Here is an 18,074-nt window from a genome sequence, read left to right as displayed (position 1 = left end):
CTAGTTGCAGCCGCTGGCGTTGACCCACCTGCCGTTGTAGCTGACGCAGCCAGTCACATTCGGCGGGGGCGGTGGGTCATAGGGCATCGGAGCGTAATAGGCGGGCGGTGGCACGTAGGGCGCGACCGCGTCGGCGATGTTCGCGCACCCGCTCACCTGCACGCGCCGCCCTGCGCCGACGCACACGTCTGCATCGGCAGTACCCGTCGGCTGGACGATGAGGATGACGCCAGGGATGGCTGCGATCGCCAAGGTGCTCGCTGCCGCCACGGTCCACGACCGCGTCCAGTGCGTCATCTACGACCCCAGCGGTCCGGCGGCGAGGTCACACCGGGCCCGCAGGTCGGTCAGCGGCTGGCGGATGCCGTTGATGTCCGTCTGCACCTGCGGGTGGGCATCCATATACGTCGAAACACGTTCGTGGACCTCCTCGTTCGGCTGCCCCCGAAGGCTGGTGAAGAAGTCGTTGACGTCCGGGTGGCTGAACAGGTAGTCCCCCATGGCCGACCCGACTGTCCCCGACGCCACCGCCAGGTCGCCTGCCGTGCAGTTCGGCGGCGGTACGGCAGGCGCGGGCTCGGCCGCGGCCGTGCAGATCCCGCCGAAGAACATTGCGCTGACGCCGATGACCCCGAGCCCTACCCCGCGAAGATGACGTCCCGATGGCCGCATGTGGACTCCTGACTCGAGGGTCGACCCGACCATCGACTCCACCAGCCAACCACACGCCGAACACTTATTGTCGCGAGTGGCAATATTGCGCTGTCGAAGTTCGCGAGGCGCGCCAGGAACGCCCGGCCAACCCGCGCCGGTGGTTCGACTCGGGCTGCAGCAGCTAGCGAGCGGTTACAACTCCCCCAGCGGTCGGCACACGTTGGACAGCGCGTTCCAGTACTGACCGGGCGCGCAGTCATCCGCCGGGCGCGGCGTCTGGCAGGTGTTGGTGATGGGATCCCAGAACTGGCCGTTCACGCAGTTGAGGGGCTGCGCCGACCCGGTTCCCGCACTGAGCAGGGACACGGCGAGGACGGGGACGGCGACGAGTGTGGAACGGATCATCGTGCTTCGCATATCGCGGTTTGCCCGAGATTTCGCGGGGTCAAACACGTAGGAGAGAGGCCCCGTCACGGCCGGCTCAAGGGATGAATCGTGCCAGCGCGGCGGCCACCTCGGCCGGCGCATCCTCTTGGACGTAGTGGCCGGCGCCGGGAATGGCTACTTCGGTGACGTCCCGCGCGACGCGGCGCAGTCCGTCGGCGCTGAGGGCCACTCCCTCGGGGCCCGACAGCGCCATCGTCGGCACGTCGAGAGTCGGTGCGGCGCCTCGCCGGTTGGCGGTCGCGTCGTCGTAGATGGCGCGATACTGGCCGAGCGCGGCGGTGAGCCGGCCGGGGCGGGCATAGGACCGGGCGTAGACGTCGATCACGCCGGACCGGTGCATGGCGTCACTGGTGACGAAGTCGCCGAAGTACTCCCGTTCGCGCCCGGCGATCAGCATCTCGGGCACGTCGGGCACCTGGAAGAACGCCAGATGCGGTAATCCCTGGCCGGGCGTGCGGAAGTCGAGCAGGTCTTCGAGGCCGAAGCCGGGGATCGCAGTGCCCGACAAGACGAGATGGCTGATGCCGTCTCGAAATTGGCGGGCATAGGAGTAGGCGACCCACCCGCCGGTGTCGTGTCCGACCACCGCGACCCGGTCGACGCCTTCGGACCGGATGACGTCGTGCACGGCCCTCGCCATGGTGTCGGCGTCGTAGCGCGAGGCGAGCGACGAGCACCCGACACCGAGCAGGTCGGGCACGATGACGCGGTGGGTCTCACCGAGCGCCGCCATGACGCCACGCCACGTGTACCAGGTCTCGGGGAAGCCGTGCAGCAGCACCACCGCGGGTCCGTCACCGCCGACCACGGCGTGCATGACGGCGTCACCGACATCGACCTTCTTGGCCGAGAATCCCGATGGCAGCGAACCGCATTCGTCGTCGGCGGAATCATCGGTCCGCGCGGATCCCGCAAGGACGACGACGGTGACCAGCGCGGTGATCACCCGTGTGGCGCACCCTCGAAGCATCTGCGACCTCCGACGACGCGGTACCCGGTCGTCGGGCGAACAAACGACGAGCTACCGCGCGGAACCGACCGGTGCCATCTCCACGGGCGCGAGAAAAGGTCGGACGTCCTCGCCGGTGAACGGCGGTGAATTCAGAACGCTCCCTCGTGTCAGCGGACCGCAAACGAGGCGAGGACGCCCTGCATCCGTTCGAGGGCGTCGTTCCACGCGGATTCGTCTTGGGCGAAGCAGATACGGAAGTGGTTCGCACCGATCGCGCCGAACTGGTAGCCCGGGTTGACGACGAGACCCGCGCGACTCTTCAGCGCCAGTGCGATCTCCTGATCGGAGGCGTTGATCCCCTCGGTGTTCACGTAGAGGTAGGCCGAGCCGCCACTCGGGGTGACGCTGACGCCGGGTAGAGCGTTCAGCGCCGCCACCGACACGTCACGAAGTGACTGGTACTCGCCGATGCGCTCGTCGACGTAGGCCTGATCGTCGCGAATCCAATGCGGAAGCAGGTGCTGGGCGTAGGCCGGGCACCGAAGGGCGGCAATGCCCATGACGTCTTCCATGCTGTTGAGGATTTCCGCGGGACCGACCGCCGCACCGATCCGATAGCCGCTCAGGCTCTCGGTCTTACTCGGCCCGAGAGTCGTCAGAACACGACCCTCCATCCCGGGTTCCGCTGCCAGATGGGCGAACGTGCGTCCGTCGTACACCAGTCGGCAGTACAGCTCGTCGACGATCGCGAAGGTGTCACTGTCGCGGAGCAATGCAGCGATCTGCTCGACATGCGTCTTGCTGAAGACCGCGCCCGTGGGGTTGTTCGGGTGAGAGAACATGACGAGCTTCGGCTTCTTGGCCAGGGCTGCCTCGAGCGCCTCTAGGTCGAGCGCGGCGTCACCGTCCTCCCAGCGCATGGGTATGGCGTCGACTTCTCCACCGAAGTAGCGAACCGACCGAGCACTCGTCAGATAGTCCGGATCGGGAACCACCACGCGATCGCCCGGCTCGATGAGCGACGCCATGGCGGTGTAGAGGCCGGCCTGGGTGCCGGGGGTGACCATCAACTCCCGACGGGGGTCGACCCGCACTCCGAGTAGCCCCGAGACGTTCTCGGCCACCTGGGTGAGGACGTCGGGGTCGCCGCGGTAGGGGGTGTACGTCATGCCCGAGCCGGCCGCCGCCTTCGTGAAGGCCGGAAGTGCCCACTCCGGCGGTGGGAACCGATGTGTGTCTGCGTACGTGATGTCCAGGAACGGCTCGCCCGCGGCGGTGGACTCAAGCTCACGCTCCAGCTCGCGCAAGGCTCGGTCGTGCGTCGCGGCCCGCTCGGGAAGCTGTAGCCGCTGGACACGGCTCGTGGCCGTGAATTCTGGTGCACTCACGCGATTCTCCTAGTGTGGTGATGGTTGGGGCAGGGTGACGATCTCGGGTGGTGGCAGGGCGAGACCAAGTCGATCGCGCGCGTACTCGGGCACGTCGACGGGATGGGGTCCGGTCAGACAGAGGCGATCCACTGCGCCATTGGCGTCGGTGTGCGGGCGCGCACCGAAGTCGGCGATCGCTTCCAGCACCAGGTCCAGCGCCGCATCGAGGGGATCGACCAGAGTCATCGACGCTGAGACCTCGGACATCATGGGAAGTATGGCCGTGAAGTCCGTACACGCGAGGACCGCTGAGTCACAGCCATTCTCGCGAAGTACACCGATGGCCGCGCGAGTCAGTCTCTGAATGGTGGCGCGGTCATTCGAACCGACCTCGGCCAGTCGCAGCAGATCCTCGGTGGCCACCTGTGTCACGTCGAACTCCGGCAGCGCATCGACCAGGACACCACTCGCAACGGTGCTTGCCGTCGCCAGCAACCCGATTCGCGACCGGCCAATGCTCATCGCGGCGCGACGCACGGCCTGGACCATGTCGATGCGCAGTGCGCGTCCGACGGGGATGTCCTGCACCGCAACGCTCGCGGTGTTGCACGCCACTGCCCACAGATCGACGCCCGCTTCGTCGAAGAATTCGCTGACCTCCTCCATGTGCCGCCGAATTACTCGCTGCGGTTGTGGACCGTACGGCCGTCGGGCGGAGTCGGCGAGATAGACGACGCCGACGTCGGGCCGCGTGCGCTTGATGGCGGCGGCAAGCGGCAATCCGCCGATGCCCGCGTCGAACACCCCTACGATGGGCGCACGACGGGGGTCGAGTCCGGTCACCGTCATGATCCAAGATCTTGCATCTTGCGATGATATGATGCAAGTGGCTGACGGACGGTCGCGCCGTGACGCGAATGGGCCACGTGTGCCGGACCGCTGGATGGAGGATGGTCGGATGCCCGAGGACGAATCGCTTCCGGAACGGATACGGCGAAAGAAGAACCAGCTCAGCGTCAGTCAGCAGAAGGTGGCCCGATACTGCCTGACGAATTCTCAGAAGGCCGGCACACTCGCCGCGCTTCGCATCGCCGAGGAACTGGAAGTCAGCGAGTCCACGGTCGTCAGATTCGCGGTGAAGATGGGCTACCGCGGGTTTCCCGACATGCAGGCGGCCATCCGCCGTGCGTGGGAGTCGCGCGCCGAGGAGGAACAACCCGTCGCGCGGGGGCAGATCGCCGGCAAGGCCGCCGACTCGCTCCGCGTCGACCTGAACTCGCTGCAACAAACGATCGCCGCGCTCGATCTCGGGCGACTCGCCGGGGCGGCGGACGCGCTCGTCAAGGCGCAGCGAATCCACGTCTGCGGATTCAGGACATCGTTCAGCCTCGCGTTCCTCGCCGAGTTCCACATGCGACAGGTCCACCGCTCCGTCCGCCTCATCGACGGCGTCGGAGGCACCCAGCCAGACGACGTCGCTCTCATCGAACCCGACGATGCGTTGCTCGCCTTCACCTTTCCGGTGTACGACGACCGAACCATCGACACCATCGAGCGGGCGGTCGACGTCGGCGCTCAGACGGTCGTGGTCACCGACAGTGCCTTGGCGCCGTTGCCCATCGCCCGGCAACTGCACACGCTCACCGTCCGGCACGACAGCGTGACGTTCTTCAACTCGACGGTGGCCGCGACGGCACTATTGAACGCGCTGGTCGTCAGAATGGTCGAACTGCGGACCGATGCCGAACCGGGATTCGAGGAGCGCATCACCGACCACTTCCAACAGAAACGGAGCCCGGCACGTGACCGCCCGTGAACCCATTCGTACCAGCGATGCGCCTCCGCCGGCCGGCTCGTACAGTCAAGCCATCCGGCACCAAGGACTGGTGTGGCTCGCCGGTCAGACGCCACGCACCTCGGATGGCGCGCGCCTGAACGACAGTTCGTTCGAGGTCCAGGCACGACAAGCCCTTCAGAACACCGAGGCCGTCGCCGTGGCCGCCGGCACGTCGCTGCAGCATGCGGTGAGCGTCACGGTGTACCTGCGCGATCCCGAGGACCGGACGGAATTCGACGACCTGTGGCGCGATTTCGTCACCGTCCCCTATCCCGCTCGCGCCATCGTCCAGTCGGATCTACCCGGCTTCGACATCGAAATCAGCGCCGTCTGCGCCATTCCCGAATAGGGCGCGGCACCAGAATTCGCAACGAGGTCAGAACGGCGAGCCCGTCCTCGCGAGCGGCCGAAACCGGATCCGTGTGCCGGGCGGGCACTGGGACAGCGTGGCCACGTCATCGGACGTCACCACGCCTATGACCGCGTAGCCTCCCGTCGGAGGGTGATTCGCAAGGTGGATGATCGGACGGCCGGACGGTGGCACCTGAATCGAGCCGAGTGCTAGTCCCTCGGTGGCGAGTTCCGAGCGATCTGAGAACTCCAACGCGGGTCCGTCGAGTCGTGCTGCGATGCGGTCCACTTCGGGGCTGATCATGAACGTGCTCCCCACCAGAGCTCGCCGAGCAGCGCTGGTGAATCTGTCGTCACGAGGCCCCCAGTGAAAGTCGACGCGCAGTTCGACCGGTGGCCTCGAGATCGTGGACATCACCACGTCGACTGCGGGTGCCTGGGGACCGGGCGACCCCAGATCGAGGCGATCGCCGAGTTCGAGCGCATCGGGCCCTAGTCCGGAAAGCGTGTCGGTCGAGCGACTCCCGAGTACCGGTGCCACGTCGATGCCGCCCGCAATGGCCAGATAGCTCCGCAGTCCGTGACCAACGCGACCAGCCACCACGAGGTCACCATCCCTGGCAAGCTGCCATTGGCCGGCTTCGGCCGGGCGTCCATTGATGCGCAGGTCCACCGGGGCTCCGCTGATTGCGAACGCCCTCTGGCAGTGGAACCTGACGGCGAGGCCGCCCAACAGGAACTCGATGGCCGCGGCACCTTCGGGATTGCCCACCAGCCGGTTGCTCAGCCGCAAGCTCTTCGGGTCCGTCGCGCCAGCCTCCGGCACGCCGAGATGCCCGAACCCCCAACGCCCGAGGTCCTGGATGGTCGCCTGCATGCCGGGGCGCACGATTTCGATCATCGGCATGGCCTGAAGCGGACCACGTCCCCCACTTCCAGCTGGTTGGGTGGAGTCTTTCGGATGTCCCAGAGAGGCTCGGAAAGGCGCGTGCCGATGAGATTCCATCCTCCCGGTGAATGATCCGGATAGATCACCGTGAAGCCGTTGGCGATCGCCAACGCTCCTGACGGCACGAGTGTCCTCGGAGTTGCTCGACGGGGCAGTTGCAGGCTCTCGGGAAGCCTTCCGAAGAAGGCTTGTCCGGGAGCGAATCCGAAGAACTCGACGACGTGATCTGCGCTGCTGTGCATGTCGACGACATCGTCGGGAGAGAGCCCAAGCCGTCCGGCGACTTCGCGCAGATCGGCGCCGTCGTAACGGACGTCGACAGTGACGCGTCTGCCTCCTGCCCTCTCCGGGGAGGGCTCGATCGTCCCGAGGGCGAGGAGTTCGGATCCGATGGCACGCAGGATCGATGGTTCACCCGAGAGGAATAGCGTCTCCGCGGCGGGGATCACTTCACGAAGGCTCCGTCGCAGCCGGTGACCGTTCACCCAACTGGCAAGGGACCGAACCGCATCGGGCGGATCAACCTCGACCAGGATGGCACCGCTACCTACGGGACGTACCCGGAACCTGTCAGTTGCGGGATGCGCCGGTGCTGGTCCGTCCCTACGATCAGGCGCTGTCACGCGTGCCCAGTGCAGCCACGACCACCCCTGCACCTTCCAATGCTTCGCGAACGGCGTGGGCCAGCCGTGGCGCCCCCGGCGAATCCGAGTGAATGCACAGCGAGTCAGCGGCGACCTCGATGGTCGTCCCATCGAACGTCGTGATGCGGTTCTCCATGGCCAATTGCAAGGCTCGCGACACGCATTCGTCGAGATCGGTGATCACCGAGCCGGCGATCGACCGTGGCACGAGCAGTCCCTCTGCCGTATAGGCACGGTCGATGTAGCCTTCGGCGATGGTCCTCAAGCCGGCCGCCGTGGCGGCGTCGAACAGCGAAGTCCCAGGCTGACACATCAGAGGCATCGTCGCGTCGTAGAGAGTCATCGCGGCGACGACGGCATCTGCATACTCGGGGCGTGCCACGGCGGCGTGGTAGAGCGCTCCGTGAATCTTGAGATACCCGGTCTTCCGACCCGCGACGGCGGTGAATGCGCTCAAGGCCCCCAGTTGGTACAGGACGTCGTTGGTGATGGTCGCGGGATCCACTTCGATGAAGCGACGGCCGAAGCCACGGAGATCGTCGAATCCCACCTGGGCGCCCACGGTGATGTTTCGAGTGGCGGCGACCTCGCACGTCCTGCGCATGATGTCCGGGTCCGAGGCGTGGAACCCACACGCGAGGTTCGCGTCGGTCACGATGCCCAAAAGGGCTGCATCGTCGGCGATTTGCCACGCACCGAAGCCCTCCCCAATGTCCGTGTTGAGCGAGATCACGCGAGTGGTCATCGTGACTGCCTCCGATCCTCATCGATTGAGTGTTGGATTCCACGGACCGAACGTCCATGCACTCCGCGTCAAGTCTTGCATCATATGGCATCTTGCTGCAAGATCATGTTGCAAGACCTTCCGGTCCCGTCGCCGTGACCTCGTCGATCGCCAGGTGCATCCTGGCCACGATTGTCCCGAAGAGAGGAAGTCAGCCGTGAAGGCACACCCCCGAGTAGGTCGTCTGTTGTCCGCATCCCTGGCCGTGGCCGGACTCGTCGCCACCTCGGCGTGTTCCTCGTCCAGCAGTGGATCACCAGAGGACCTGATTGCCAACATCAAGGCCAACAAGCAGGTGACGATCGGCACGTCCAACGACGCGCCCTGGTCGACGGTCTCCGACTCGGGCGAAGCCGTGGGAATCGTTCCCGACATTCTGCGAGAGTTCCTCAAACGCGCCGACATCGATGCCACCATCAAGTCGACGGCCATGCCCTTCGACAGCCTCATCCCGTCCGTGAGCAGCAGTCGGATCGACCTCATAGGCGACGCGATCTTCGCCACCGAGGAGCGCGCGAAGCAGGTCAGTTTCACCCGAACCATCTTCGTGAACCCCGATGGACTGGTCGTGCGCGAGGGCAACCCCGACAAGATCGAGAGCGTCGCCGACCTGTGCGGACGCGTCGGGGCGACCTACAAGGGGACGACGTGGGTGGAGGATCTGAAGGCTGCCAGCGCGCGCTGCCCGAATGGGGAGGCCATCGACGTCAAGGTCTACTCGACGATCTTCGAAGTGATGCAGGACATCACGGCCGGCCGGGTGGACGGTGCCCTCATCGACGCGTCCCTCGCGGCATACGCGTTGGTACAGAACCCCGGGCTCGGAGTCCAGCTTGCGCCCGACTACGTGTCGCCGACGGTGGACAAGAGCCAAAACGCCCTGGCCACCAACAAGGCGGACAAGACCTTTGCCTCGACGTTCAATCCCATCTACGAGGCAATGCTCGCCGACGGCACCGTCGCCAAGATCTTCGACCATTGGGGACTGAAGCCCATCGACCAGTTCCTCCCGAAGTAGATCGATCGGCCGTCGTTCGGCAGTGCCACTCTCCCCACCACCAATGAAGGAGCGCCCATGGACTCGAACCGCACGCAACCAGATCGGCTCGACCTCGCCTTCACCGGCATTCCGGTCTTCCTGCGGTCACCGATCGTCACGGATCTGGCCAATCTCGACGCGGACTTCGCCTTCCTGGGATTTCCGAGTGACGAGGGCACTGGCTGGTATCCGGGCTCCCGATTCGGGCCTCGGAGCATCCGCGAGATGTCGCTGCGGTTCGCCTCGTGCAACACCGGCGCCACCGCCGGCTTCTGGGACATCGACGAGGGCAAGCGCTACCTGCAAGAGGAGATGGAGCAGAAGCGAATCGTCGATTGCGGCGACGTCGACGTCATCTACACCCGTCCAGATCTGACCTGGGACAAGGGAACTGAAGCGGTCCGTCAGATCATCGCCGGTGGGGCGCTGCCGTTGATCGGCGGTGGCGACCACGCCGCGACCTTCTCGGTCGCGCGAGCATTCGATCATCCCTTCCAGGTGGTGCACTTCGACGCGCACCTCGACTACCAGCCCTACTCTCACTCGGTGCAGCACTCGCACGGCAATCCCATCCGCAAGGTCAAGGAGCTGGCCACCGTTCGCAGCCTGACCCAGGTGGGCATTCGTAGTTACCGCTCAGTGCAGGAGGACTACCTGGACTCGGTGCGCGACGGCAACTTCGTGCTGACGACGAAGCAGTACCAGGCGGGTGGAAACGACCGCCTCTTTCCCACCCTGCAGCCCGACCTACCGGTGTACCTCAGCGTGGACGTCGACGTCCTCGACATGACGCTCGCCCCGGGGGTCGGTACCCCGGAACCCTCCGGACTGCTTTACGACCAGCTCCGCGACGGGATGTGCGGTATCGCGGACGAGTTCGACGTGTGTGGCCTCGACATGGTCGAGCTGAATCCCCTCATGGACAGCGCGAACAAGTCGACGGCATTCCTCACGACTCAGTTGATGGTCGAGTTCATGGGGCACGTGGCACAGCGCCGCGCCCGGGTTCGCGCGGCTGAATCAACTCAGAGTGCCAACGGATCGCGCTGATGCCTACGCTCGACGAACTCGGCGCATGGCTGCCCCGCCTGATGCATGGCTTGGTGTTCACGGTGCAGATCACCGTCGGCGCCTTCGTGTTGGCGGTGGTCTTGGGGTTGATCGTCGCCTTGTTACGGCTGTCGCCACGCCGCAAGCTCGTCTACATCCCCGCGACCATCTACGTGGAGGTGCTGCGCGGAACTCCGCTCATCCTGCAACTGTTCTTCGCCTACTTCGCGCTCCCGTCCGCCGGACTCCGGCTGTCTCCGGTCGTGGCAGCCGTGATCGGGTTGGGACTCAACACCAGCGCATACCTCAGCGAAGTCTTTCGGGGTGCGATCCTCGGGGTGGACAAGGGACAGTGGGAGGCCTCCGAGGCGCTTGCGATGACCTGGGTCGGGATGATGCGTCACACCATCCTGCCCCAAGCCTTCCGTTCCGCGATACCGCCGACGGGCAACTACGCGATTTCGCTATTCAAGGACAGCGCACTGGCCTCGACGGTATCCGTGTCCGAACTTTTGTTCACCGGCCAGGTGATCGGGTCCGAGACCTTCAAGTACATGCAGGTCTATCTGGTGATCGGTCTGCTCTACCTCGCCCTGAGCTACCCCACCAGCCGCGCGGTGCTGCGCCTCGAGCGCAGACTCGACTTGAGCACACGGACCTCGGGTCCTCGCCGTCCGCGACGTGACCACGTGGCCGCCAAACCCGTGCCCTGACAGCCGAAATGGACCCCGCTCCAGCCCACCGAACGAAAGAGGTCCCGTTGTGCATTCGGTGCCCGATGAACTCAGGAGTGTCATGACCACGACCGATGAGACTCCGCTGATCGCGGCTCGCGGCCTGCGGAAGAGCTTTGGTGACATCGAAGTGCTCCGAGACGTGACACTCGAGGTGGGTCGCGGAGAAGTCGTGGCCGTCATAGGACCGAGTGGCTCGGGGAAGACGACGCTCATTCGAACGTTGAACGCCCTCGAGACCATCGACGACGGAGAGATCATCGTCGATGGCATCTGTCTGCAGCGTGCCACCGATGGGCGGCGGGAGAAGCTGGACCGTCGACGGATACGAGATGCCCGTCGCGAACTCGGCATGGTGTTCCAACGGTTCAATCTGTTTCCTCACCTGACGGCGCTGGGCAACGTGATGTGTGCGCCGCGGTCGGTCAACGGGGTCGCAGAAGACGAGTGTGAAGCGCAGGCGCGCAAGCTACTCGATCAGATGGGACTCGCTGAGCGCTGCGACAACTACCCGCACCAACTGTCAGGAGGACAGCAGCAGCGAGTCGCGATCGCCAGAGCGTTGGCCATGCGACCCAAGGCGATGCTCTTCGACGAAGCCACCTCGGCCCTCGACCCCGAACTCGTGGGCGAAGTGCTCAAGGTGATGCGCGACCTCGCCGTTCAGGGCATGACGATGATCATCGTGACCCACGAGATGCGGTTCGCTCAAAAGGTGGCCGACCGAATAGTCGTCATGGACAGGGGCAGCATCATCGAATCGGGCCCGCCGGAGCAGATATTCACGCATCCCAAGGAAAAGCGGACAGCCGAGTTCCTGCACGCCGTGCTGCACCCGGATGACATGTGAGGGACGAATCACCGGCCGGACGCGAGGAGCGTCGCCGATCAGTCCTGGTGACCGGCGCATCGACGGGAATCGGGGCGGCAATCGCCCAGGCATTCGCCGAGATCGGCGACCGAGTTGCGGTACACTATTCGTCGAATGCCGAAGGCGCGCAACGCGTCGTCGCAGGCCTGCCGGGGACCGGTCACGTCATCGTCCGCGGCGACATGGGTGATGCAGAACAGGCACGCGCGGTCGTGACGGATGCCATCGAACTGATCGGTTCGCTCGACGTCGTGGTGAACAATGCCGGTATCGCACCCACACCGGAGACCGTTCACGACGTGGCGACAGCGGACTACACGGACTGGATCGACAGCTGGCGTAGCTTCGTCGACGTCAATCTGCTCGGTACGGCCAACGTGACGTGGGCGGCGGCCCGGCAGATGATCGACCAGCAGGCCGGAGGACGGATCGTCAACGTCGGTTCGCGCGGCGCATTCGTCGGTGAACCCGCCCATCCCGCGTACGGGGCGAGCAAGGCAGCCGTTCATGCGTTCGGCCAATCGATGGCGATCGCCCTGGCTCCGTACGGGATCGCGGTGACCTCGGTGGCTCCCGGCTTCGTGGCGACGGAGCGGCAGGAGACGACACTGGCAGGCTCGAGGGGCGAGGGACTTCGGGCACAGAGTCCCTTTGGTCGGGTGGGCACTGCGCGCGAAATTGCCTCGGCCGTGGTCTATCTCGCGTCGGCAGACGCGGAATGGTGTTCGGGTGCCGTCGTCGATCTCAACGGAGCGTCCTACCTGCGGACGTGACTCCTGGCCGCCGAGTCCCGCGTTCGCGGGTGACGGCGAGTGCAGCACGTCCTCAACGACGGTGAACTGGGTGGCGAGCGCAGTCCATCGCTGCGCACACCCTGCTGAAGTAGGGACCGCCGATTCTGCCGCTCCGTTGTCGATGGTTTCAATAGCAATCATCTATTGGCTGAGCAAAACGCCGGCATTGCAGGCAGAACTGACCCTTGCTAGGGTTCCGGCAAAGCTAAGAACCTGCTGACGATCGCCTGGAAACGGGTGGGCGTGCGGCTCGACTGGGGGGCAGTCACCATGGCGCAAACCGTCGCTCTATTCCATGCCGTCACGGCACGAACTGCTGGTGCACTAGCCGCGGCCGGCATTGCTACCGTCGCTCTCGGACTGCTCACTGCGCCGTCGGCCATGGCCGGCCCCGCTCCGGGAGACGTCGAAGGCGCGTACCTGGACACCCTGTACCGAGCGGGCGTCATCAGCAACGGGCAGGAACAGGAGGCGCTGACACTTGGCTACCTCACGTGCGCGCTTCGGAAGAGCGGCAGCGAGCCCGTGGCCGGGACCGAGGTGTTCCTCGGCGCGGCCAGGCTCGAGGGTCTCTGCAAGTACACGCCGTCCCCCTCGTCGATAGCGTCGCAGGAGTCGATGTGTTCACAGGCCGGCGCCTGGTCGGTGGAATGTTCACTCGCGCAGGGAACGCTGCAGAACACGTCAGGCGTGGGCCTTCAGCCGTCGATGGGCGATGGCGTCGTCACCCCGCCATTTCCCTGATCCTCTCGTGACGAGACGTCGCCGAGAATCGTGATGGTCACAGCTTGCCCCGCCACGCCAGGCTCTGCGTATTGAGGCGCCGCAGCAGCGGGTCACCTTCCCGCACGATGCGCTCGGCGAGCGCAACCGCAGCGGCAAGCCGTTCGTCGTCGAGTTGGTCGAATGCCGGCGAGCGACGCCGATCGAGCACCTCGTACCAGCAGCTCCCGACGGCGTGGTCGAGCAGAATCCGACCGAAGCAGTGATCCTTGGTCACCACCCATCGGCCGGCCTGGCCAAGCCGTGGCAAGTCGTGTCGAACCAGTTGCCTGTAGCGCGCACACAACTCCTGACGCTCCATGAGTCAGGGACTTACCCGGCCGAACGGCACCTCAAGCAGCCTGCGCGGGCATGAGTCCGGACGCAATCTGAGACGGCTGGCGGCAACATACGGCGGTTTCTGACGACATGGGTCGACCGGCCACCCGGGGCGTTGCCGAGATCCGACCTCACGTTCGTAGCGCCTACGACGTCATACGAGGTATGAAACCCTCCGTGCAACGCATCCTGCTGGTTGTCCTGTCGCTCTTCGGTCTCGTGACCGGTGTCTGGGCCTACTTCTTTCCCCGTCATTGGTACGACACCTTCCCCGGCATGGGATTGAGCTGGCTACCGCAGTTGGGACCGTTCAACGAGCACTTCGCCACTGACACCGGCGCCATGTTCATGGGATTGGTCACGCTGTCGATCGCGGCGTTCATCTGGGTCGCGAACACAACACTGGTGCGCGTTGTCGGGGCCGCCTGGACGGTGTTCAATCTGCTGCACTGGATCTTTCACATGCGGATGCTGCACATGTACGAGCCGCGGGATCAGATCCTCAACGCCATTACCTTGAGCGCCATCCTCGTGGTGTCGGCACTCTTGCTCCTTCCGACGCGTCGCGCCACACAGGCAGACACCAACGCGGTGTCCCAGGCCGGCACCGCCACGTAGTTTTCGACGCGAAGGAACCACAGGGCATTCGGTGTCGACCCGCTGTCCGCGGACACCCGCCCGCATGCTCGAGGGAGACAGGAGTTTCGATGCGACTGGTCATTGCCGGGGCAACCGGGACCGTGGGTCGTCATGTCGTCAGCGCGGCCAGGTACCGCGGCCACGAGGTCGTGGCGCTGTCGCGATCGTCGGGCCAGGACATCGTGAACGGCGCCGGGCTCGTACACGCCATGGCCGGGGCAGACGCCGTCGTGGATGTCACCAGCACGGAGACCACGAGCGCCGCCACGTCAACCACCTTCTTCACTGCCGTGACCGCGAACCTGAGCCACGCTGAGCGCGAGGCAGGCGTCACCCATCACGTCGCCTTGTCGATCGTCGGGATCGACACCCTGAACGTCGGTTACTACGCCGGCAAACTGGCCCAGGAGCGCGCCGTCGGTGCAGGGCTCGTCCCGTGGTCGTTGTTGCGAGCCACGCAATTCCACGAGTTCGCCGAACAGGTCATCCGCCGCGGCTCTCTCGGGCCCCTCGTGGCCGTACCCAAGATTCTCGTGCGACCAGTTGCAGCCCGCGAAGTCGGCAGGCGACTCGTCGAGATCGCTGAAGGCGCGCCGCTCGGACGCACCACCGACCTCGCGGGTCCCGATGACGAGAGCCTCGCCCAGCTCGTCCGGCGGATGCTGGCGTTCGACGGATCCAGACGGCGGGTTGTTGAGCTGTCCCTTCCTGGGAAGTATTGGCGGGGATCAGCTTCGGGAATACTTCGCGGCGACGAGGGCGCCTTACGCGGCCGCATCGGTTTCGACGAATGGCTTGTCAGCGACGACCACGATCGACTATGACGGCTGGTCGCTCCCGCCCCTCAGGACGCGCCGGTCACCGCTGAACCCACCTCACAATTGCTCCCTCTGATTCGTCACGAAGGTTGTCGGCCTGGATGGGTGCGACCGACGACGAAACGACGGAGGGAGTCGGATGACGATGCGCTGCACCAGGAATCTACTGGTCCTCGGCCTGACCAGCCTGATGGCCACTGCCTGTGGTCCGTCTCATCAGCACGACCCGCCTGCCCCCACGACTTCGACGTCGTCCAGCACGCAGGCCGCGCCGGGTTCGGTCGTCGAGCGATGAGATCGCCCTCGCGCTCACCGCCGAGGCCTATTCGCAATCCGGTCTCACACGAGCCTTCGCCGTAGCTACCGATGACCTTCCGGTGCGATCAAGTCGGTGAATCACCTTCTTGCCGGACATGACGTCCGCCGATCGGCGCCTGCGTGTAGTCGTGGATGCGGCGAGGTCGGATAAACCGGCCCAGGCGCTCGATCTCGCACTCGCCGACATCCAGGACCGCTACGGCGCCGACGCCGCCCTGGCCGTCGCACGCGTCATGAAGTACCCCAACAAACTCGACTGAGGCATCCGGAACCACGCCAGGCCGCGAAGACGACCGCATTCCAGCGGATGTGGCAGCGGTCACTGCGCCTCACGAAAAGACGAGCTATGTCGTCACATTGGGATGAACCGATCACTGCTTCGCGCCCTCTTGACCGTGCCGACGGCCCCCGAGGTGCTCTCGTAGTGGCCGCTGGCGGGTGTCGGGGTCTTTCCACCCGGCCCGTGCTCAGCGTGGTGACATCACCTCGATTCTGGCGATGCTCTTGGGTCTTCGCAGTTCCCCGGAGGCGTCGTCGTCGTTCCAAACAACAAAGGAGACAGAGGATCATCATGAACATTCTGGTCATTGGCGGAGGATTCGCAGGAGTGTGGAGCGCCGCGGCAGCCGCGCGCGTGGCACGTGACAGCGGGACTGACGGACACCGCCCACAGGTCACCCTCGTGAGCGACAGCGACGATCTCGTGATTCGACCGCGCCTGTACGAGCGCGATCCAGGCCAGATGTCGGTATCACTCGATCGCGTGCTCAAGCCGATCGGTGTGGAGAGGATTCGTGCAAGAGTCACCGGAATCGACACCGAGACAAACGAAGTCATAGCCGAAGTTGACGGGGAACCCACAGTCCTGCGATACGACCGACTGGTGCTTGCCGCCGGCAGCCAGGTGATGACTCCGGATCTGCCCGGACGGGAATACCTCTTCGACGTCGACACCATCGAGGCCGCCGACGCACTCGAACAGCACGTTCGGGCGCTGCCTGAGCAGCCCACTGATGAAGGAACCTTCAACGCTGTCGTCATCGGCGCGGGTTTCACCGGCCTCGAGGTGGCCACCGAGCTGATGGGACGACTGCGGGAGTTGGCGGACACGAAGAACGCGCGTGCACGGGTTGTCCTCGTTGATCGGGCTGATGAGGTCGGTCCGCAGCTCGGGGCCGGACCTCGTCCGTACATCACTTCGGCCTTGGACGAGTTGGGCATCGAGGTTCGGCTCGGGGCTACGGTCAGCGAGGTCACGGGCGCACAGGTTCGTCTCGCCGACGGCGAGGTCATCCCGGCGTCCACGACGGTGTGGACCGTGGGAATGCTCGCCAGCCCCCTCACTCAGATGATTCCGGGTGAGCGAGATGCGATCGGGCGACTGTTCGTCGACGAGAACCTGCGTGTCCCGACGGCTCCCAACGTCTACGCGGCAGGCGACACGGCGGCAGCGCTCGTCGAGGATGGGCACTTCGCCATGCAGAGCTGCCAGTACGCGACCCCGTCGGGTAAGTTCGCAGGCCACAACGTCGCAGCCGACCTGTTGGGCCTCGAACCGGTTGCCTTCGCGCCGAATTCGTATGTGACGTGCCTGGATCTCGGTCCGGCAGGGGCCGTACTCACCACCGGCTGGGATCGGAAGATCCAGGCGACCGGCAGCGATGCGAAGGCTCTGAAGCACCGGATCAACACCGAGTGGATCTACCCGCCGGTCGATGACGGGGAGACCATCTTCGAGCAAGCCCACTACCACTTCACCTGGTCCATGGACTGACCCGCGATCGGGAACGCACCCGAACCGGAACCATTCGGACGACTCGACGGAAGCCGCCGTACGCAGGAAACCCACCTGCTGCGGCGGCTTTCGTCGTGATGACGGGCGCGACGTGACGCCTACCACCATTGCCATCCAGCACATCACGCGAGCGCTCTCGGAATCGTCGAACATGCAGTTGCAAAACGCAATTGGACGCTAGTCAAAGGAGACACGCCATGACCCTCACCCTTGGAGTCGACAGCTCCGACGATCAACGGGACAGGTTCGTGGAAGAGGCCTTACCGATGCTGGAGCAGCTGCATCGGGTCGCGTGGCGGTGCACCCGCAATCATGCTGACGCAGAGGATCTCGTCCAGGAGACGATGATGAAGGCCTATCGCAGCTTTGGGCAGTACTCCCCTGGCACGAACATCAGAGCTTGGCTGCTGCGCATCATGACCACGACGTGGATCAACCGGTACCGCAGTATGCAGCGGCGGCCCGTGGAGGTGCTCACCGAGCCGCTCACCGGCCTGGAGTCGAACCCGGCGGGGCGGCAATCGTCCGTCACGACGGCATCTGCCGAAGTGGTGGCCCTCGAGGCGCTCGGCGACGATGACGTCAGGGCCGCACTCGGTGCGCTGCCCGAAGGGCAACGCCTGGCGATCTTCTACGTCGACGTCGAAGGGTTTCGGTACGCGGAAGTCGCGGCGCTCCTCGATGTCCCGGTCGGAACCGTGATGTCGCGACTGTATCGGGGGCGACGCACCCTGCGGCGCCTGCTCGTCGATCGAGGACGGGAACGTGCCTCTTCGCGAGTGACACACCCCGCCGCGTGATCCGAGAGCGGATCCGCCGACGGCGGGTCGCCAATCATTCAAGAGTGGAGCTAAGGGGATTCGAACCCCTGACCCCCACACTGCCAGTGTGGTGCGCTACCAACTGCGCCATAGCCCCTCGTCGTGC

At 65.2% G+C, this 18,074-nt stretch carries 23 protein-coding genes and 1 tRNA gene; 13 read left to right on the top strand and 11 right to left on the bottom strand.

Features of this window, described 5'->3' with window-relative positions:
* The 6 genes from G6N64_RS15075 to G6N64_RS15050 form a co-directional block, all read right to left on the bottom strand.
* Positions 1-297 (bottom strand): hypothetical protein, encoded by a 297-nt coding sequence (locus G6N64_RS15075; RefSeq protein ID WP_246230659.1) that lies wholly within the window; start codon positions 295-297, stop codon positions 1-3.
* Positions 298-672 carry a heme-binding protein gene (locus G6N64_RS15070; RefSeq protein ID WP_163797786.1) on the bottom strand — a complete coding sequence of 125 codons (375 nt, stop codon included), beginning with the start codon at positions 670-672 and terminating at the stop codon, positions 298-300. It abuts the gene before it with no gap.
* Positions 673-846: 174 nt separating this feature from the next.
* The gene (locus G6N64_RS15065; protein ID WP_246230658.1) at positions 847-1,059 is read right to left on the bottom strand and encodes a hypothetical protein; all 213 of its coding nucleotides are present in this window, start codon (positions 1,057-1,059) and stop codon (positions 847-849) included.
* A 76-nt stretch (positions 1,060-1,135) separates the two neighbouring features.
* Positions 1,136-2,047, bottom strand: a complete 912-nt coding sequence (locus tag G6N64_RS15060; RefSeq protein ID WP_163797784.1) for an alpha/beta fold hydrolase — start codon at positions 2,045-2,047, stop codon at positions 1,136-1,138.
* Between the two features lie 173 nt (positions 2,048-2,220).
* A complete protein-coding gene (locus tag G6N64_RS15055; protein WP_163797783.1) occupies positions 2,221-3,441 on the bottom strand; it encodes a pyridoxal phosphate-dependent aminotransferase in 1,221 nt (406 codons plus the stop codon).
* Between the two features lie 9 nt (positions 3,442-3,450).
* Complete coding sequence (locus G6N64_RS15050; RefSeq protein ID WP_163797782.1) at positions 3,451-4,272, bottom strand: glutamate racemase; 822 nt, start codon at positions 4,270-4,272, stop codon at positions 3,451-3,453.
* Between G6N64_RS15050 and G6N64_RS15045 the strand changes: the two genes are divergently transcribed.
* Positions 4,271-5,239, top strand: a complete 969-nt coding sequence (locus G6N64_RS15045) for a MurR/RpiR family transcriptional regulator (RefSeq protein WP_163797781.1) — start codon at positions 4,271-4,273, stop codon at positions 5,237-5,239. The two genes, G6N64_RS15050 and G6N64_RS15045, sit on opposite strands and share 2 nt — an antisense overlap.
* A complete protein-coding gene (locus tag G6N64_RS15040; protein ID WP_197748271.1) occupies positions 5,226-5,609 on the top strand; it encodes a RidA family protein in 384 nt (127 codons plus the stop codon). The genes G6N64_RS15045 and G6N64_RS15040 overlap by 14 nt, the downstream gene beginning before the upstream one ends.
* A 27-nt stretch (positions 5,610-5,636) precedes the next feature.
* On the opposite strand, the gene G6N64_RS15035 is transcribed toward G6N64_RS15040, so the two are convergent.
* From G6N64_RS15035 to G6N64_RS15025, 3 genes are read right to left on the bottom strand one after another with little or no spacing between them, the layout of a single operon-like run.
* Positions 5,637-6,518: a 5-oxoprolinase subunit C family protein gene (locus G6N64_RS15035; RefSeq protein WP_163797779.1), complete on the bottom strand. Its 882-nt coding sequence runs from the start codon at positions 6,516-6,518 to the stop codon at positions 5,637-5,639.
* Entirely contained in the window at positions 6,509-7,183 is a 675-nt protein-coding gene (locus G6N64_RS15030; RefSeq protein WP_163797778.1) for a 5-oxoprolinase subunit B family protein, read from the bottom strand. The genes G6N64_RS15035 and G6N64_RS15030 overlap by 10 nt, the downstream gene beginning before the upstream one ends.
* Positions 7,170-7,949 carry a LamB/YcsF family protein gene (locus G6N64_RS15025; RefSeq protein ID WP_163797777.1) on the bottom strand — a complete coding sequence of 260 codons (780 nt, stop codon included), beginning with the start codon at positions 7,947-7,949 and terminating at the stop codon, positions 7,170-7,172. Before G6N64_RS15025 ends, G6N64_RS15030 begins: the two co-directional genes overlap by 14 nt.
* A 226-nt stretch (positions 7,950-8,175) precedes the next feature.
* Here G6N64_RS15025 and G6N64_RS15020 point away from each other — a divergent pair, with 226 nt between their 5' ends.
* From G6N64_RS15020 to G6N64_RS14995, 6 genes are all read left to right on the top strand, one after another.
* Positions 8,176-9,006, top strand: coding sequence for a substrate-binding periplasmic protein (locus tag G6N64_RS15020; protein ID WP_163797776.1), 831 nt, complete (start codon positions 8,176-8,178; stop codon positions 9,004-9,006).
* Positions 9,007-9,063: 57 nt separating this feature from the next.
* The gene (locus tag G6N64_RS15015) at positions 9,064-10,077 is read left to right on the top strand and encodes an arginase family protein (protein ID WP_163797775.1); all 1,014 of its coding nucleotides are present in this window, start codon (positions 9,064-9,066) and stop codon (positions 10,075-10,077) included.
* Positions 10,077-10,790, top strand: coding sequence for an amino acid ABC transporter permease (locus G6N64_RS15010; RefSeq protein WP_163797774.1), 714 nt, complete (start codon positions 10,077-10,079; stop codon positions 10,788-10,790). The genes G6N64_RS15015 and G6N64_RS15010 overlap by 1 nt, the downstream gene beginning before the upstream one ends.
* A gap of 82 nt (positions 10,791-10,872) precedes the next feature.
* Positions 10,873-11,661: an amino acid ABC transporter ATP-binding protein gene (locus G6N64_RS15005; protein ID WP_163801819.1), complete on the top strand. Its 789-nt coding sequence runs from the start codon at positions 10,873-10,875 to the stop codon at positions 11,659-11,661.
* Positions 11,662-11,708: 47 nt separating this feature from the next.
* The gene (locus tag G6N64_RS15000) at positions 11,709-12,455 is read left to right on the top strand and encodes an SDR family NAD(P)-dependent oxidoreductase (protein ID WP_163797773.1); all 747 of its coding nucleotides are present in this window, start codon (positions 11,709-11,711) and stop codon (positions 12,453-12,455) included.
* Between the two features lie 402 nt (positions 12,456-12,857).
* A complete protein-coding gene (locus G6N64_RS14995; RefSeq protein WP_163797772.1) occupies positions 12,858-13,220 on the top strand; it encodes a hypothetical protein in 363 nt (120 codons plus the stop codon).
* A gap of 37 nt (positions 13,221-13,257) precedes the next feature.
* On the opposite strand, the gene G6N64_RS14990 is transcribed toward G6N64_RS14995, so the two are convergent.
* Positions 13,258-13,476: a hypothetical protein gene (locus tag G6N64_RS14990; RefSeq protein WP_197748269.1), complete on the bottom strand. Its 219-nt coding sequence runs from the start codon at positions 13,474-13,476 to the stop codon at positions 13,258-13,260.
* Between the two features lie 278 nt (positions 13,477-13,754).
* Here G6N64_RS14990 and G6N64_RS14985 point away from each other — a divergent pair, with 278 nt between their 5' ends.
* The 5 genes from G6N64_RS14985 (at position 13,755) to G6N64_RS14965 (ending at position 17,947) form a co-directional block, all read left to right on the top strand.
* Positions 13,755-14,195, top strand: a complete 441-nt coding sequence (locus G6N64_RS14985; protein ID WP_246230657.1) for a hypothetical protein — start codon at positions 13,755-13,757, stop codon at positions 14,193-14,195.
* An 89-nt stretch (positions 14,196-14,284) separates the two neighbouring features.
* Entirely contained in the window at positions 14,285-15,040 is a 756-nt protein-coding gene (locus G6N64_RS14980; RefSeq protein WP_163797769.1) for an SDR family oxidoreductase, read from the top strand.
* Positions 15,041-15,447: 407 nt separating this feature from the next.
* Positions 15,448-15,612: a hypothetical protein gene (locus G6N64_RS14975; RefSeq protein ID WP_163797768.1), complete on the top strand. Its 165-nt coding sequence runs from the start codon at positions 15,448-15,450 to the stop codon at positions 15,610-15,612.
* A gap of 311 nt (positions 15,613-15,923) precedes the next feature.
* A complete protein-coding gene (locus G6N64_RS14970; RefSeq protein ID WP_163797767.1) occupies positions 15,924-17,126 on the top strand; it encodes an NAD(P)/FAD-dependent oxidoreductase in 1,203 nt (400 codons plus the stop codon).
* Between the two features lie 218 nt (positions 17,127-17,344).
* Positions 17,345-17,947 carry a sigma-70 family RNA polymerase sigma factor gene (locus G6N64_RS14965; protein ID WP_163797766.1) on the top strand — a complete coding sequence of 201 codons (603 nt, stop codon included), beginning with the start codon at positions 17,345-17,347 and terminating at the stop codon, positions 17,945-17,947.
* A 45-nt stretch (positions 17,948-17,992) separates the two neighbouring features.
* Here G6N64_RS14965 and G6N64_RS14960 read toward each other — a convergent pair.
* A tRNA-Ala gene (locus tag G6N64_RS14960) sits at positions 17,993-18,065 on the bottom strand.
* Between the last annotated feature and the right edge of the window lie 9 nt (positions 18,066-18,074).

The sequence above is a fragment of the Mycolicibacterium sediminis genome, assembly GCF_010731735.1.
GTDB lineage: Bacteria > Actinomycetota > Actinomycetes > Mycobacteriales > Mycobacteriaceae > Mycobacterium > Mycobacterium sediminis.
Note: the sequence above shows the minus strand (reverse complement) of the source record. Positions and strands in the feature narration are given on the sequence as shown.